Here is a 15,434-nt window from a genome sequence, read left to right on the forward strand (position 1 = left end):
GGCTCCGAAGAGCCAGCAATCAGGATTGCGGAATCTTTAAATTTTGCCCCAACATCACATTGCTCGACTTCATATTGTTTGCCTGCATGATGGCTTTCGGGCTAACGCCATAATGGGCGGCAATGCCGGTGAGCGAATCACCGCGTACCACTTTATGTCGCGCTGGGCGGCTCGCGGCCGTAACGCTAACACCGGATTTTGCTGGCACCTTCAAACGTTGGCCAACCCAAACCACATCGCGTTTCAAACTGTTGAGATCGCGTAATGTCGCCATGCTGACGCCATATTTTGCGGCGATGCCAGAGAGCGTTTCGCCTCGTGTCACCGTATGGCGCTGTGTAGCGCCTGTATATTGCACCGTGCCGGTTGCCGGGTTGCTGGCAACGCTAACCGCTGGTGCGCTGTCCAGCGGCCGGTTTTCCTCCTTTGGGATGGATTGCAGCGGATGCGCGAGGAAATAGTTACGCAGTCCTTTATAAATCGACTGAGCAATTTTCTCCTGATACGCGCTACTGCCAAGCAGCCGCTCCTCCGCCGCGTTACTGATAAAGCCAGTCTCAACCAGTAAAGAAGGGATATCCGGGGAACGCAACACGCCAAGGCTGGCATGCTCCGGTAAACGTTTGTGTAACGGTGTGACACCGCGTAGTTGCTGCAATACTTTTACCGCGACGTCATAGCCTACGCGCTGAGAGTGGCCGAATTGCAAATCCAACACCGCCTGGCTTAGGTAGGGATCGGCCTGGCTGTTCGCCAGTAAATCCCCGGCACCACCCAGCAGTTCAGACTGCTTCTCTTTCTGCTCCAGCCAGTTGGCCATTTCGTTGTTCGCACGACGGTTTGACAGTACCCAGACCGATGCACCGGTCGCAGAATGGTTTGGCGCGGCATCGGCGTGAATGGAGACCAGCAGGTTGGCATTCTCTTTACGCGCCACCTCTGAACGGCCCATCACTGAAATGAAGTAGTCACCGTTACGCGTCAAGACTGGTTTGAACATGGGGTCCGGATCCATTAACGCTTTAAGTTTGCGCGCAATGGCAATAGTGACATTTTTCTCATGCAGGCCGTGCTGGCCCGATGCACCGGGATCCTGGCCGCCATGACCGGCATCAATCGCCACGATCACCTGGTCGTTGCGAGTCACCGCCCCACCCGGATGCACAGTGGTGTTGCTGTTCGACACCGTGGTGACCGGATTTGCATTAAAAGGATTAGCCTGGCTCACAGGCGTTTCGCTTTGGCGTGCCGTCGTGACTGGCGCTGCAGCGGCGCTACGGCGCACGGGTTGCGTACCCTGAATGGTGAACACAACGCGATATAGGTTGCCGTCACGTTGTGTGGTTGCACGGGTTTTTGCCGCTTGCGTCAGTTCGAATACCAGACGAATGCTCTGTTTGTCTTTCGGCTGGCTATTACGAATACGCTGAACGATATTCTCGCCGCTAAAATTGAGAGGTAAGCCTTTAATCGCACCGCTCTGGCGAATATCCAGCACCACGCGACTAGGGTTGTGTAACGGAAAAAAACCATACACAGGTTGGCCGTTGAAGCTCAGTGTCACTTTCGCCTGGCTGTCACCGTTCTCGACTTTAATGTCAGACAGTGTGGCTGCTAGCGTCGAGGCAGAGAAGAGACAGAGTGCCGCCAGCAAAATCCCTTTCATCCATGAAATCATGCCTGCTCCCTGCCTTGCTGGAACTGTTGTAACAAGGTTTCCCCCATGGCAGAAGCGGCACTGATTTCCGCTTCACGTGCCGTATCCACATAACGTAGCGTCAGCGCCAGATCGGGCTCCGGCAACACGCCAGTGCCCTGCTGCGGCCACTCCACCAAGCAAAGGGCATCGCCGCTGAAATAGTCGCGAATCCCCATGAACTCCAGCTCTTCGGGATCGGCAAGGCGATAAAGATCGAAGTGGTACAGCGTGCGTGAACCGATCTCGTACGGCTCAACCAGCGTATAAGTTGGGCTTTTGACATTGCCCTGATGGCCCAGCGCCTGCAAAAAGCCGCGACTAAAAGTGGTTTTACCGGCACCAAGATCGCCATAAAGATAGATCACCGCCGCGCTACTGCATACGCGCGCCAGTTGCGCACCCAGATTCAGGGTTGCTGCCTCATCGGGCAAAGGAATAACACAGGTCTTCATGCTTTATTGTTGGATCATCTCTGGATTAACAAACTGCCACAGCAGTTCGAACAAATCAGTGGCTAACATGCCTCGCGTCCCGCGCTGCCGGGCAACGGCATCGGCTGCTGCCCCATGAGCGACACAGCCCGCGCAGGCTGCCTCAAATAAATTTAGTTTTTGCCCGATCAGGGCCGCAATGATGCCGGTCAGCACATCGCCCATACCACCTGACGCCATGCCCGCGTTACCCACATCAGCAATCGCCATTTCACCCGCCGCGCTAGCCACAATGGTGCCAGCGCCTTTTAGCACCACCACGCCACCATATTGTTTCGCCAAGGTCTGCGCGGCGTGCAAGCGATCACGTTCGATTTCAGCGGTTTTCACACCTAATAAACGTGCCGCTTCGCCGGGGTGCGGCGTAATAATGCGATTCTGACGGTAATCCTGATTGATTGCCAGCAGGTTGAGTGCATCAGCATCCCAAAGCATCGGCTTTTCACTGGTCGCAACCTTCTTCAAGGCCTGATGGGCCCAATCGCGTTGCCCTAACCCCGGTCCGATGGCGATGACACCAGCCCATTCCAGCGCGTGCTCCAGCGATTTTTCACTCAAGGTTTCGACCATGAGCTCCGGCCGCGCAGTGAGAATCGGGCCGATATTATCTTCATGTGTCAGCACGCGCACAAGCCCGGCACCGCTGCGAAGTGCCGCCTCCCCCGTCATGCGGATGGCACCCGCGGTGCCCGTATCGCCACCGATGACTAACAGGCGGCCGTGATCGCCTTTGTGCGAGGTCGCGTGGCGCGGTTTCAGCCAGTGAGTCAGATCCTGTGCATCGTAGCGCGAGAGGGGAGCCTCCTCCCCAGCAAGATAGCCACCTAAACCCAGCAGGTCACAATGCAATTGGCCCACGTGATCACGCGCTTTACCGGTCAATTGACCCGGTTTTAACGCGATCATGCTGAGCGTGTGATCGGCAACAACGGCGCTGCCGGGCGTGGTGCCGGTAGCGGCATCAAGACCTGATGGGATATCAATGGCCAGAACGGGGGCAGCATGCGCATTAGTTAATTCAATCAGATAATCATAGGGAGCAGCAGGGGCGCGATTGATACCTGTGCCCAGTAGCGCATCCACAATCACATCAATCTGTTCTGGCCATGCTGCTTCAGAAGCGTGAATAACTCCCCCCGCTGCCAGCCAAGCCTCCTGCGCCAGCCGTGCTTCTTCAGGTAAAGGCTTGTTGCCGACACAAGCCAGCAAGGTGACATTCAGGCCGGCCGCCTGCGCAAGCCGCGCCACGACATATCCATCGCCGCCATTGTTGCCATGACCGCACAATATCAGCCAATGTTGCGCCTGCGGCCACAGCGCTCGCACCAGCTCATAACTCGCCTGTCCAGCACGCTGCATCAGTTCATACAGCGTGACACCCAAGCTGTCAGCAGCATCACGCTCCAGTTTCCTCATCGCCTGCGCAGGCCAGACAGAGTGTGATAAACTGCGTGCGTTTGGTTCAACTTCCTGGTTTCTCATGTCATACCCTCTCGATCTTCAACAGCTTGCCCAACAGATAAAACAGTGGGGGCGCGAACTCGGCTTTCAGCAGGTTGGTATTTGCGATACCGATCTCAGCGCCGAAGAACCTAAACTTCAAGCCTGGCTGGAAAAGCAGTATCACGGAGAGATGGATTGGATGGCGCGTCACGGCATGATGCGTGCTCGCCCACATGAACTTCTGCCCGGCACATTGCGCGTGATCAGCGTGCGTATGAATTACCTTCCCGCGAAAGCCGCTTTTGCTAGCACCTTAAAGAACCCGCAGTTGGGCTACGTCAGTCGCTATGCGCTGGGCCGCGATTATCACAAAGTATTGCGCAATCGACTGAAAAAGCTCGGGGAAATGATCCAGGAACACTGTGGCGAACTTAATTTCCGCCCGTTTGTTGATTCCGCCCCGATTCTTGAACGCCCGATTGCGGTTAAAGCAGGATTGGGCTGGACCGGCAAACATTCCCTGATTCTGAACCGTGAAGCAGGCTCGTGGTTCTTCCTCGGCGAACTGCTGATTGACCTGCCATTGCCGGTTGATAACCCCCAAGAAGAACAATGCGGGCGCTGTGTCGCCTGCATCACCATTTGCCCAACATCCGCCATTGTTGAACCTTATGTCGTGGATGCACGCCGCTGTATCTCTTATCTCACCATCGAATTGGAAGGCGCGATTCCAGAAGAGTTCCGCCCAATGATTGGTAATCGGATTTATGGCTGTGATGATTGCCAGCTGATTTGCCCGTGGAATCGCTATGGCCAACTGACGGATGAAGAAGATTTTTCCCCCCGCGCCGTTCTTCACGCACCTGCGTTGATCGACTTGTTCAAATGGGATGAGGCGAAATTTTTGCGTGTCACAGAAGGCTCCGCAATACGACGTATTGGGCATCTGCGCTGGTTGAGAAATGTGGCAGTGGCGTTAGGGAATGCGCCTTATCGTGCGGAGATCATTGAGACACTCAAGTTGCGGCAGGGTGAACATCCGATGCTGGATGAACATATTCATTGGGCAATCAGCCAACAGCGGCAAAAACGCAGTGAAAATGCAATTGAAGTCCAGCTTGCGCAGCAAAAAAGGCTGGTACGGGTAATCGAGAAAGGATTGCCGCGTGATGCCTGAACAAAAAATAACAAAGGTTATGCGCTAAAACCTTTTCCACATGCTGTGCATAAAAATAAAAACTTGTTGTCATTCAACTGTCATAGCAGTTGCAATGCATTATTTCCACATTTCGAAATAAAATATTATTCAATAAATTCAATTACTTACTTAAATAATGTAAATAAATAAAGCTGGATTTAGCTTAATTGCATCAATGCAAAGCTGTGGATAAGTCTGTTTACGAAATTTTGTAAAATGGCAAGAGTAGCAAGGCAGAATAGCGGTTACGCTGTGGATAATTTTCAAACCAAACGGCAAAAGAGAATTTTTACCTGGAAAGCAAAAAATATACCTAACTCATTGATTTTTATAGAATTTACCGCATGAAATGCCGGAAAGGTCGCTATTGTGGACTGATTTGCCGGTGATGGCAAGCCCTATCGCGTATTTTTTAGCGCCTGTCCTCTATCCTCATTGTGCTTTTCACGGCGAAAACCTTATTGGCCAGTTGTGGTTAACAGGCCCATATTCAGCTCAAGTTAGGGCTTAAAATCCATTAAATCCGCAGAAAAGAATGGGTTGATAATTGCTTGTCATCACTTCTCCCACTGTTATTATCAATAATGATAATCATTTACAATAAAAATAACGCCGCACGCTAACATCAGCGATATGCACGACAGGGAAAATGTTATGGCAGACACAGCAAGGAGTGCGATGGATACCTCGCGCCACAATCCCGCCCAAGTGACTCAGCAAGCCCTTCCCGAGAGCTGGGCGCGTATTATACAAATGGAACAACCACGCCCCGGTGTGAATATTTGCTTTATGAATGGACGCCCGGATGACGCCTGGACCTTTAAAGTCGAGGGTAGCGCTTCTCTGTCGATGAGCATTCTTTTACGCGGCTGTATCGAGGCGGGCTTTGATAATGGAGAGACCTTCCGGCTGAATGCTGGGTGCGTCAGCCTCACTGCCACCGGTGAACAGGTGTCAGGATGGGATACGCTTACCCCTGAACCCGAGTTTCGTCTGGTCAATATTCACCTGACACCCGACGCGCTAGACGGCATGACCGGTCTCAGCATGGATGACGTGTTGAAATACATGAAATCCATCCTGGGCGGGATGCCACACATCAACGCCAGCGTAGCGCAAATGCCCATCTTTAGCGGACTGCAACGTTTAGCGGCTGAAATCAGCCAGTGCCGCTATCTTGATGATAAAGCGAGAAATGTTTTTCTCTGTGCCAAAGTTAGCGAAGCCATTGCGGCGGTGCTAGATAAGTGTTCCCGTGAGCACGGTAATGCTTCAACGCTGCGTGCTGTCCCCTCGGACCGGCTGCGTTTACTGCAAGCGCGTGCCATGCTCGAAGACCGTCATCAGGAAACATGGAGCGTGCAGTCACTGGCCGATGCAGTTGGGCTGAATGAAAAGCGTCTGCAGGCGGGCTTTAATGCGTTATACGGCGCCACTGTCCACGAGTCTTTAACGCGCATCCGTCTGGATGTCGCGCTGGGCATGCTCTCCTCGGGATCCAATGTGACAGAAACGGCGCAGGCCGTAGGATTCGCCAATGTCAGCCACTTCAGTAAAGTGTTCCGGAATCAATTTGGCATCGCACCCAAAAAGTGGGCGAACGGGCATTTACCTGAGGAATAGCCTTTCACTTCTTGCGGCGATTTGCAGAGAACTCACTTAAAAATGGTTGCAATTTGTCATCCCACCGTAATTTTAATGTAAAAATATTTCCGAAATTGACAAGTTTTGTCTGGAATGCGGTAGCCGATATTTTGTTCTTCTCATAGCATCCTGGCACCTGCAGAAAATGTATTCAGATAAACCTTGATTGGTTGAGCCGCTTTTACGATTGCAACTCTCCTTTTCTGAATCCAAACGCCGGACATGTGCGAGATAAAAACGAAATACTTATCAATATCATTATCATTCGCATACTCATAAAAAACATAAGGGATTGTTTCCTTTTTAACAGGCTGATACCGACATGATTTGGGATCGTAACGCGGCCAGATACACCGGCACGCTCTCCAAGATTACGTTGTTGATCTTGATGTCATTTTCCAGCGCACAGACGCTGGCGCAGCAGACCACCACCACCGAAGCGGACGCCAAGCCGACTTCAGCAGATACCCTCACCGTGACGGGTAGTAAACCTGCTGCACCACCACCCAAAACCATGCTGAACGCCGGTGCCAACAAAAAAGACCTGGAACGCCGCAATGCCAGTCACCTGAGTGACGTGGTGGATCAGATCTCCGGCACCTCGATGAACAGCTTGTATGCGCGTCCAGATGTGTCGATTGGCATTCAAGGCGTGGCGGGCTATGGTCGTGTTTCACAACAACTTGAAGGCATTTCACAAAACTTCACCGCTTTTACGAGAGATATCGGTCAAACCGGTTCAATCTATGTTGAGCCACTGTTCCTGCAATCAATTGATGTCATGCGCGGCGTGAATACCTCCACCGGCACGCTCGGCAGTCTTGGAGGCAGCGTTAATTTCCGCTACCTGGATATGGACGATGTGTTGCGCCCTGGCAAATCGCTCGGCGGTATGGTGCGCGGCTCAACGGGTTTCAGTGAGTATGCCAACGGGCAAAAACCTTCGGGTGCTGCCTTCCTTGCTGGGCGCGATGAAAGCTGGGATGTACTGCTCGGCGTATCACGCAGCAAAAATGATGCTTACAGCGTGGGTAGCAATTTCAATCAAGGTGAGATGCTTAATGGGTTTCACGCGACCAATCTGCAGTTCTATGATGATCAAAACACCTATTACAATTCGGCCGAAAACTGCCGCTACGGTGGCATTACAGGCGTCTCTGGCGGTTTTCAGGATGGCCTGAACAATTGCATGCTGACACCTCAGCGCTTGCAATGGCTAAAACAGGCAGCTAAATCCGGTGCGTTAAAAGGCACTGAGCGGACAGCAGATTCACAAATGCTCCGCCTGCGACATTACTTCAACGACGAATTCAACCAAAGTCTGGATTTGTTCGCCTCAGCCAGCCACTCGCGTTTTGAAAGCGATCAAAAACCGCAAATTAAAGCGTCTAATAATGGCACTGAAGCGGAATGGTTCGGTGCTCCGTGGTCGGTGAAAAATGAGCTGGATAGCCGTGTGATCAGCCTGAAATATCAGGGTGAATTTTCTGACCTTATTAACCCCAGTATTCAGATTTACCACGAGCAGCAGAGAAGAAAGCAGGGCTGGCTTGGTATTAGTGGTTCCTACGCTTATAACCAACCGCTGCATTATGACGTCGATAACCAGTCCAATGGCATCAAGCTGGCTAACAGCAGTCATTTCTCACTGCCGGTGGTGGGCAACTGGCGACTGGATGCAGGCGCAGAATTGCGCCGGGAAAAGAAAACTGTTGATAGCCTTTCTGAAGAAGATGCGCTGCAGAAACAATATGCACAATGGGGTCTGACCTATGTGGTGCCTAAATGGGACACCGACTCGCGCACTATCACCCAAAGCCTCGCCCTTAATCTCAGCACCGACGACGATGGCCCGCTACAAATTAGCGCCGGAGTCGGGTTCCAGCACGTGGCAATGGATGTTTATTCACCTCGCTATCTCAGCGGGAATATCGGCAAGGGTGGCACAATTACAGGGTTCCAACCGTTAATAGACAAGTACATTAGTGCGGGTGACAGCTATGCGGATGCCACGGAAAAAGCCCTCGAAGAACTCACCGCTGCAACCGATGCAGTTAAGATTGACCCCAGCAACAGTAATGGCTACACGCGCTGGGTGACGGATAACCAGAAGCATCATTACAATCTCAAGTCCGGCAACTTAGCGGTCCAGTATACCCTGCCGGGCACTGGGCTCACCCCTTATGCTTCATTAGGTTATGGTGAACGTGCGCCTTCCAGCGGTGAGATGTACATATCCGGGGCCTGGATGCGCCAAGCCTTTGTTGCCAACCCTGATTTGAAGCCTGAAAAAAATCTCTCTCTACAATTAGGGCTCAATTATCATCGCCCTGCCTTGTTTACCGAGTCCGATGATTTCAGCGCCGGGGTAGGCTTCTACCGCAACCGCATCAAAGACTATATCGGCTACGGTCCACTGTGGATGAGCAACGATATTATTGGTGAAAATGGCGGCAGTGCCGGACAAAGTGTCGGCAGTGTTAATAATCTCAGCGCGGTAATTCGCCAAGGATTTGAATTTAATCTCGCCTATCAGCAACCACTGTTTTATATCCGCAGCAATTTGACGGTGCCACTGCGTCACGACAATAAAATGTGCAGCGCGAATTCACCCAGCGGTAACTATTACACCCAAAGCATTGCCGATGACGGCACTACCACGATTACGCGCGGTAGCGGAAATGGTGGACAGAGCTGTTACTCCGGCTGGAACTGGATGGAAACCAGCCAGATTGAGCCGATCCGTGGCAGTCTCACCGCGGCGATCACTCCTTATCATGGCCAATTGGAGCTGGGCGCAACCCTTATCTACCGTGGCAAACAGCGCGCCGCTTATTGGTATGTCAAAGATGCTCAGCCGGGTTCGGCAGCAGAAGAGAACTCACAGCAATCACTGCCCGATCATGATGGCTGGATTACCGCCAACCTATGGCCAAAAACATTCAAAGTCGACCTTTTTGCGAATTACAAAGTCACCGACGATCTCAAACTGGGCGTTTATCTCGCCAATCTGACCAATCAGATGGACGGTACCACCACCAGTATGGGCTACAACTTCTACCCCGGCCGAACCTTAACCGCCAATTTGGAATATCGCTTTTAAAACCAGAAACTTGAGCAAGTTAACTTGAAGAAATCAGGGTCAGGATGGTACCTGGCCCATCACAAAAGGAGTAAGCAGTATGTCTTTACAGACCGATGTCACTACCTGGCGTAACAACTTCGACCAAACCAACATCAACACCAATAACCCCGCTTATTTAGGGTCAATCAAGGATACCAGTGGGGTTTATCATACCGGGGCTGCTAGCTATCAAGCGGGGACTAACAGCCCCTATCCCTTCACCATTTATGCTGGCCAAGGGGTTAATCACACCACACCCGCTGCTGGGGGGGGTAAATACGTACTGACCTCTACCAATGGATTCAACTGGACCACCACCGACAGTAACGGAAATGGCAAATATGAATTCAATACCAGTGGCGCACTGAATACCCTGACTCTGGGGACGACTCCAGCCACGGATCACGGTGCCGCACCCGCATCATCAACTCTGACATCATTCCTTAGCTCCGCGCCATTGATTAAAGTGACTGGCTTTAATGTCGCGGTAGATTATGTTGCGCAGCATGAATTTGGCGTAGCAAACGGCAACTCGGCGATTGCCGTGACCGGCACCTTTGCCAGTCTTTTGTCCAACGCTGCATTGTTTGATAGTAGCTCACTGAATGCCGCCATCATCTACGATCTGACCTTCGACAGCACCAGCACTCAAGCCTTTGAGTACGTGCTGGATAAATACCTTGAGTCGAAAGGTTCTGATATCACCGACACCTACGCGCATATTCAAACTGCGCTGGCCGGTTCTGGCGTATCGATCAATTACTACGCCCAGGCAAGCAGTGCGAGTGGCGTGACCACTGCAGCAGTGGCGCAGGCAGAAACCTCTCACGAGTTACTGCATGCAGCCTGATAGGGTGCCAGAAAACCTGACGTCACTGACGGGCTAATTTCAACGCAGTGTTGAAGCTGCATGAATGTTAAGCCCTTCAGCGGCGAGGCTTGGCGTTCCAGCGCCAGGCCTCACTTTCCGGCAATCGCGGAGTGTAGCGGTTTGCCACATCGCCTGCAAACAGAAGCCGCAGGCCGTATTCGTTGCCCCGACTTCATGGGGAACAAGGCTAACGTAACATGACAACAGGCAATGCCCGGCTGGCAGATCAGGCGCGCGGCGAGCTTGCTCGCGCCCTGCTGAGCTATAAACGCAGTTTCATCCATATTGGCGTCTTCTCCGGGGTAATTAATCTCCTGATGCTGGCCCCGGCGCTCTACATGCTCCAGGTCTACGATCGGGTCTTAACCTCCAACAACACCATGACGCTGCTGATGCTCTCACTGATGGTGATCATGATGTATGCCCTGCTGGGCGCACTGGAGTGGGTACGCAGCTTGGTAGTACTCCGCCTGAGCACTGGCTTTGACCGCACACTGGCGCCACGCGTCTATGACGCGGCCTTCAGCGCCAACCTGAAAAGCGGCAAACTCAACGCCGCTCAGCCACTGGAAGATTTGCAGCAGCTCCGCCAGTTCGCTACAGGTCAGTCGCTGTTTGCCCTGTTTGATGCCCCCTGGTTCCCGGTCTATTTGCTGGTGATGTTTATGTTTCACCCGTTGCTGGGCTGTTTTGCGCTCGCCGGAACAGCCATTTTGATGTTTGTCGGCTGGCTCAATGAACGTATGACGCGCCCACATCTGCAGCAAGCCGGATGTCTGGCGATGACTTCACGCCGCGATGCCAGCGCCAACCTGCGTAATGCCGAGGTGATTGCCGGTATGGGCATGCTGGCGCATCTGCGCCAGCGCTGGGCCACGCAACATTTGGGCTATGTCCGCGAACAAAATTTGGCCAGCGCCCGCATGTCGGCGATTCAGGGCTGGAACAAGGGCCTGCGCCTGACTATCCAGTCTCTGGCATTAGGCGTGGGCGCTTGGCTGGTGCTGCAACATGAGATGACCGCCGGCATGATGATTGCGGGTTCAATCCTGCTGGGCCGTGCCCTGGCACCTATCGATCAGTTGATCGGGGCTTCACGCCAATGGAGCAGTGTCAAAGAAGCGGAGAAACGCCTGAGCCAGTTGCTGGCTGAATTCCCACCGCTGGAATCCGGCATGGACTTTCCCTGCCCGACTGGCGCACTCAAAGTCGAGTCCTTAACGGCGGCGCCGCCCACTCAGACACAGCCGGTGCTGCGTGGCATCGATTTCACCCTGCCCGCCGGTGAAACCCTGGTGATCATCGGTTCGTCCGGCGCGGGAAAAAGCACGCTGGCTCGCTGCCTCGTTAACGCCTGGTCTCCGCTACGTGGCTGTGTTCGTCTCGATGATGCTCCGATGACACAGTGGCGCAGTGAAGCATTAGGCGCACGCGTCGGCTACCTTCCGCAGGATGTCCAACTATTTGCAGGTAGCGTGGCGGAGAACATCGCCCGCTTTGGTGACATGGATGACAGCCGAGTCATGGATGCCGCACAAATGGCTGGCGTGCATGAGCTGATCCTGCAGCTGCCGGAAGGCTATCAAACCCAACTGGGAGAAAACGGCATGGGTCTCTCAGGTGGCCAGCGGCAGCGCGTGGCGCTCGCGCGAGCGCTTTACGATCGGCCTCGCCTGGTGGTGCTGGATGAGCCAAATGCCAACCTCGACCAAGCGGGTGACGCCATGCTGGCGCAAGTGATTACACGGATTAAACAAGCGCAGATCACCTGCGTGGTGGTGACCCATAAACCCGACATTCTTAAGCAGGCCGATAAGCTGATGGTGTTGCACAACGGCACGCAAGCGGACTTCGGCCCCACGGCGGAAGTGATGCAGCGTATCCAGCACGGCAACGCCCCGACACAGCAGGTGCCTGCTGCACGTCCACCGCATATGACCAACCGTGTCACGCCGTTGAATCGCACAGGCAGTGCCGACTTTACCCAGCGCCGGGAGGGTGCATGAGCAGTAAATCCATTATCAGCCTGCCTGTTGCAGGCGAACTGATTGATCCCACAGACGGTCTCCTTTCCGTCGATAATCGCCATTATGTGCGTCTTGGCTGGGGGATTGTGCTGGTCGGTTTTGTCGGCTTTCTCACCTGGGCCTCATTGGCGTCGCTGGATGCAGGCCTGCCGCTAGAGGGAAAAGTGATTGTCAGCGGTAACAGCAAAGCGGTGCAGCCTGTTGCCAGTGGCAAAGTTAAACATATCCCGGTACATGAAGGGGATACGGTTCAGGCAGGCCAACTGCTGGTCGAATTGGAACCGGATCTGCCCGCTAATCAGCTTGATTCCCTACGCTTTCAGTACCTCAGCAGCATTGCCAGTGAAAATCGCCTGACCGCAGAGCGCGATGGACTCGCCACCATCTTCTTTGATAGCCGCCTGCGTGACGATCGCTCACCGCGTTCTGGAGAAATCATCCAAACGCAGCAGCAGCTGTTTGACAGCCGCCGCAGTGCGCAAAAAGCGACCTTAAGCGGACTGGAAGCCTCGCTCACCAGTGCCCGCAATCAGTTGAACAGCCTACGTAAGGGCTTAAACGCGATACAGCAGCAGCGCGGTATGTTTCAGCAGCAGTTAAACGATCAACGCGATCTTGCCGACGAAGGGCTGCTGGCGCGTAATCGCCTGCTGGAGAGTGAGCGCCAGTATATGCAGCTTAATGGGTCGATTGCCGATCAGCAGGGACGTTTAGCCAGCCTGCAAGGCCAGTTGATGGAGTCTCAGCAACGGCTGATCGAGCAGCGTGACAACTACCAGAAAGATCTGCGTAACGCATTGGCTGAGACGCGCACTCGCAGTGCCGATCTGCAAGGACGCCTCGACAGCGCGGAATACGAGGTCAGCAACACGCGGATCGTGGCGCCTGTTAGCGGCATCGTCGCGGATGTCAAAGTGTTCACCGAAGGCGGTGTCGTGAGTGCTGGCGATCATTTGATGGCTATCGTGCCGCACGATCGTCCGCTGCAGGTAGAGGCGCGCCTGCCGGTCGCCTCGATTGATAAAGTCCACGCCGGACAAAAAGTCGATCTGGAGTTTATGGCGTTTAATGTCGCCAGCACGCCGAAAGTCCCAGGCACCGTACGGATTGTCTCCGCCGATCGCATCGAAGCGCCTCAAGGTGAACCCTACTACAACGTTGAAATTGACGTGGATAACTTGCATAGCCGTGAAGTCCTGCCGGGGAAAAACCTCCAGCCAGGTATGCCAGTCACCGCTTTTGTAAAAACCGGTGAGCGCACAATGATGAGCTACCTGCTGAAGCCTCTAAGCGATCGCAGCCGGATGGCAATGACGGAGAATTAAATGAAAGGAATCCCCTGTATTCACCTGAAAAGCCGCAGGTGCCCGGTGGCTATTTTGCTCTTGAGCGCGCTCGCTTTACCGGCTCATGCCACCCTTTTTAACAATACGCCAAACTCGCCACGCGCCGACGCCGTGACGTCGCGCAACACGCTCGACCTCGCGCAAGCCTATGCCCGTATGTTGTACAACGATCCGCAAATCAAAAGTGCAACGGCGGCGCGTGATGCCGGCCGAGATGAAAGCGGCATCGCCCGCGCGGCCCTGCTTCCTCAGGCTTCCATTACCTATCTTCGCAACCGTACCGATCTGAAAGAAATTATGACACAAAGCACCGGTATCGCGGGTTTGCCCGACGAGCATTACCAGGTAAAAGAGAAGTTCTACGGCAAACGTGCCGGCATCACCATTGAGCAATCGCTATTTGATTACTCTGCCATCAGCACTTATCGCATCGGAAAAACCCAGGCGCAGTATGCCGACGTGCAGTATCGGCTTCAGGTACAGCAGGAGGCCGTGACCCTGATTGATACTTATCTCAATGCCCTGCTGGCGCGCGATACCTTGCAACTGGCGCAGTACCAGCTGCAGGTGTACAAGGATATGCTGCGCGACAACCAGCGCCTGATCGATCGCGGCGAAGGTACGCGTATTGATACCCTCGAAACGCGCGCCCAGATCAGCGCCACCCGCGCAGAGCTGGTTAAAGACGAAAATGATCTTAAGGATCGATTGGGCGAACTATCGGCTCTGGTAGGCGAGCCCATACAACCGCAGCAGTTGATGGCGATAAACCTGCAACATGGGCTGCTGCCATTGCAACGTCTTGATCTGCCTACTCTGCTGAAAGATGCCAACGAGCAAAACCCGCAGATGCAGGCTGCGCGACTGAGCGTGCAATACAGCGATCTCACCATTGAGAAAGCCAAGGGCGAGTTTATGCCCAAGGTGAGTGCTTTCGCCTCACGAGAGCATATCGAATCGGACAACATCGATAACATGGGGCGGAACTATTACGACAATACTGTTGGTATTCAGGTTTCCATCCCGCTGTTTAACGGGGGTTCCAGTTACTACACTGCCCGACAGGCGTATAGTCGGCGCGAACAGGCACAATATGAACTGGAGCACACCAGCAACAGCACTGCGACCCTGCTGGAACAGTATTTTCGCGTCACCGATACCAGCTTAAGCCGCATTCGTACACTGCGGCAGAATGTCACTGAGAGCGAGGATTTAGTACAGGCGATGCGGCGCAGCGTGGCAGGAGGCGAACGCACCAACACCGATGCGCTACAAGCGGAACGTCAGGCCTTCCAGGCGCGGCTGGCGTTAATACGCAGCTATGTGGAGTGGTTCCAGGCGTATGGAAAGCTACAGTTTTATGCTGGGCGTTTTTCTGAGGACGATATTGTGGTGCTGAACCGCCAGCTGGTGATGGCGCGCCAGTAAGGCAAAATACAGACGTAAAAAAAGGACCCTTGAGGTCCTTTTTTCATGGCTCGCAGACAAGGTCTGCTGAACCGAATTTGGAGCGGGAAACGAGACTCGAACTCGCGACCCCGACCTTGGCAAGGTCGTGCTCTACCAACTGAGCTATTCCCGCAAAGATGAT

Annotated in this window: 10 protein-coding genes and 1 tRNA gene; 7 read left to right on the top strand and 4 right to left on the bottom strand. The window is 53.7% G+C overall.

Going from position 1 to position 15,434, the window contains the following annotated elements:
* Positions 1 to 19: 19 nt before the first annotated feature.
* Genes amiB through nnr form a run of 3 tightly spaced genes read right to left on the bottom strand, consistent with a single transcriptional unit; the run spans position 20 to position 3,672 of the window.
* On the bottom strand, positions 20 to 1,678 hold the full coding sequence (gene amiB, locus HA51_RS23025) for an N-acetylmuramoyl-L-alanine amidase AmiB (RefSeq protein WP_084937270.1): 1,659 nt from the start codon (positions 1,676 to 1,678) through the stop codon (positions 20 to 22).
* Positions 1,675 to 2,151: a tRNA (adenosine(37)-N6)-threonylcarbamoyltransferase complex ATPase subunit type 1 TsaE gene (gene tsaE, locus HA51_RS23030; protein ID WP_084937273.1), complete on the bottom strand. Its 477-nt coding sequence runs from the start codon at positions 2,149 to 2,151 to the stop codon at positions 1,675 to 1,677. Before tsaE ends, amiB begins: the two co-directional genes overlap by 4 nt.
* Before the next feature lie 3 nt (positions 2,152 to 2,154).
* Complete coding sequence (nnr, locus tag HA51_RS23035) at positions 2,155 to 3,672, bottom strand: bifunctional ADP-dependent NAD(P)H-hydrate dehydratase/NAD(P)H-hydrate epimerase (RefSeq protein ID WP_084937276.1); 1,518 nt, start codon at positions 3,670 to 3,672, stop codon at positions 2,155 to 2,157.
* On the opposite strand from nnr, the gene queG reads away from it, so the two are divergent.
* From queG to HA51_RS23070, 7 genes are all read left to right on the top strand, one after another.
* Positions 3,671 to 4,810, top strand: coding sequence for a tRNA epoxyqueuosine(34) reductase QueG (queG, locus tag HA51_RS23040; RefSeq protein ID WP_084937278.1), 1,140 nt, complete (start codon positions 3,671 to 3,673; stop codon positions 4,808 to 4,810). The genes nnr and queG overlap by 2 nt on opposite strands.
* 675 nt (positions 4,811 to 5,485) lie before the next feature.
* Entirely contained in the window at positions 5,486 to 6,454 is a 969-nt protein-coding gene (locus HA51_RS23045; RefSeq protein WP_158087386.1) for a helix-turn-helix transcriptional regulator, read from the top strand.
* A gap of 343 nt (positions 6,455 to 6,797) precedes the next feature.
* Positions 6,798 to 9,578 (top strand): TonB-dependent receptor domain-containing protein, encoded by a 2,781-nt coding sequence (locus tag HA51_RS23050; protein ID WP_084937282.1) that lies wholly within the window; start codon positions 6,798 to 6,800, stop codon positions 9,576 to 9,578.
* Between the two features lie 79 nt (positions 9,579 to 9,657).
* Positions 9,658 to 10,449, top strand: a complete 792-nt coding sequence (locus HA51_RS23055; RefSeq protein ID WP_084937284.1) for a hypothetical protein — start codon at positions 9,658 to 9,660, stop codon at positions 10,447 to 10,449.
* 218 nt (positions 10,450 to 10,667) lie between these two features.
* Positions 10,668 to 12,476: a type I secretion system permease/ATPase gene (locus HA51_RS23060; protein ID WP_084937287.1), complete on the top strand. Its 1,809-nt coding sequence runs from the start codon at positions 10,668 to 10,670 to the stop codon at positions 12,474 to 12,476.
* Complete coding sequence (locus tag HA51_RS23065) at positions 12,473 to 13,822, top strand: HlyD family type I secretion periplasmic adaptor subunit (protein WP_084937290.1); 1,350 nt, start codon at positions 12,473 to 12,475, stop codon at positions 13,820 to 13,822. The genes HA51_RS23060 and HA51_RS23065 overlap by 4 nt, the downstream gene beginning before the upstream one ends.
* Positions 13,823 to 13,867: 45 nt before the next feature.
* Complete coding sequence (locus HA51_RS23070) at positions 13,868 to 15,271, top strand: TolC family outer membrane protein (protein WP_158087387.1); 1,404 nt, start codon at positions 13,868 to 13,870, stop codon at positions 15,269 to 15,271.
* A 78-nt stretch (positions 15,272 to 15,349) separates the two neighbouring features.
* On the opposite strand, the gene HA51_RS23075 is transcribed toward HA51_RS23070, so the two are convergent.
* Positions 15,350 to 15,425 (bottom strand) — tRNA-Gly (locus HA51_RS23075).
* Between the last annotated feature and the right edge of the window lie 9 nt (positions 15,426 to 15,434).

The sequence above is a fragment of the Pantoea rwandensis genome (assembly GCF_002095475.1).
In the GTDB taxonomy this organism is placed as follows: Bacteria; Pseudomonadota; Gammaproteobacteria; order Enterobacterales; family Enterobacteriaceae; genus Pantoea; species Pantoea rwandensis.

What these genes read in the sequence shown, in the direction of transcription:
- amiB (WP_084937270.1), bottom strand. Translation starts at nt 1,678, where the DNA reads ATGATTTCATGGATGAAAGGGATTTTGCTGGCGGCACTCTGTCTCTTC.
- tsaE (WP_084937273.1), bottom strand. Translation starts at nt 2,151, where the DNA reads ATGAAGACCTGTGTTATTCCTTTGCCCGATGAGGCAGCAACCCTGAAT.
- queG (WP_084937278.1), top strand. Translation starts at nt 3,671, where the DNA reads ATGTCATACCCTCTCGATCTTCAACAGCTTGCCCAACAGATAAAACAG.
- nnr (WP_084937276.1), bottom strand. Translation starts at nt 3,672, where the DNA reads ATGAGAAACCAGGAAGTTGAACCAAACGCACGCAGTTTATCACACTCT.
- HA51_RS23045 (WP_158087386.1), top strand. Translation starts at nt 5,486, where the DNA reads ATGGCAGACACAGCAAGGAGTGCGATGGATACCTCGCGCCACAATCCC.
- HA51_RS23050 (WP_084937282.1), top strand. Translation starts at nt 6,798, where the DNA reads ATGATTTGGGATCGTAACGCGGCCAGATACACCGGCACGCTCTCCAAG.
- HA51_RS23055 (WP_084937284.1), top strand. Translation starts at nt 9,658, where the DNA reads ATGTCTTTACAGACCGATGTCACTACCTGGCGTAACAACTTCGACCAA.
- HA51_RS23060 (WP_084937287.1), top strand. Translation starts at nt 10,668, where the DNA reads ATGACAACAGGCAATGCCCGGCTGGCAGATCAGGCGCGCGGCGAGCTT.
- HA51_RS23065 (WP_084937290.1), top strand. Translation starts at nt 12,473, where the DNA reads ATGAGCAGTAAATCCATTATCAGCCTGCCTGTTGCAGGCGAACTGATT.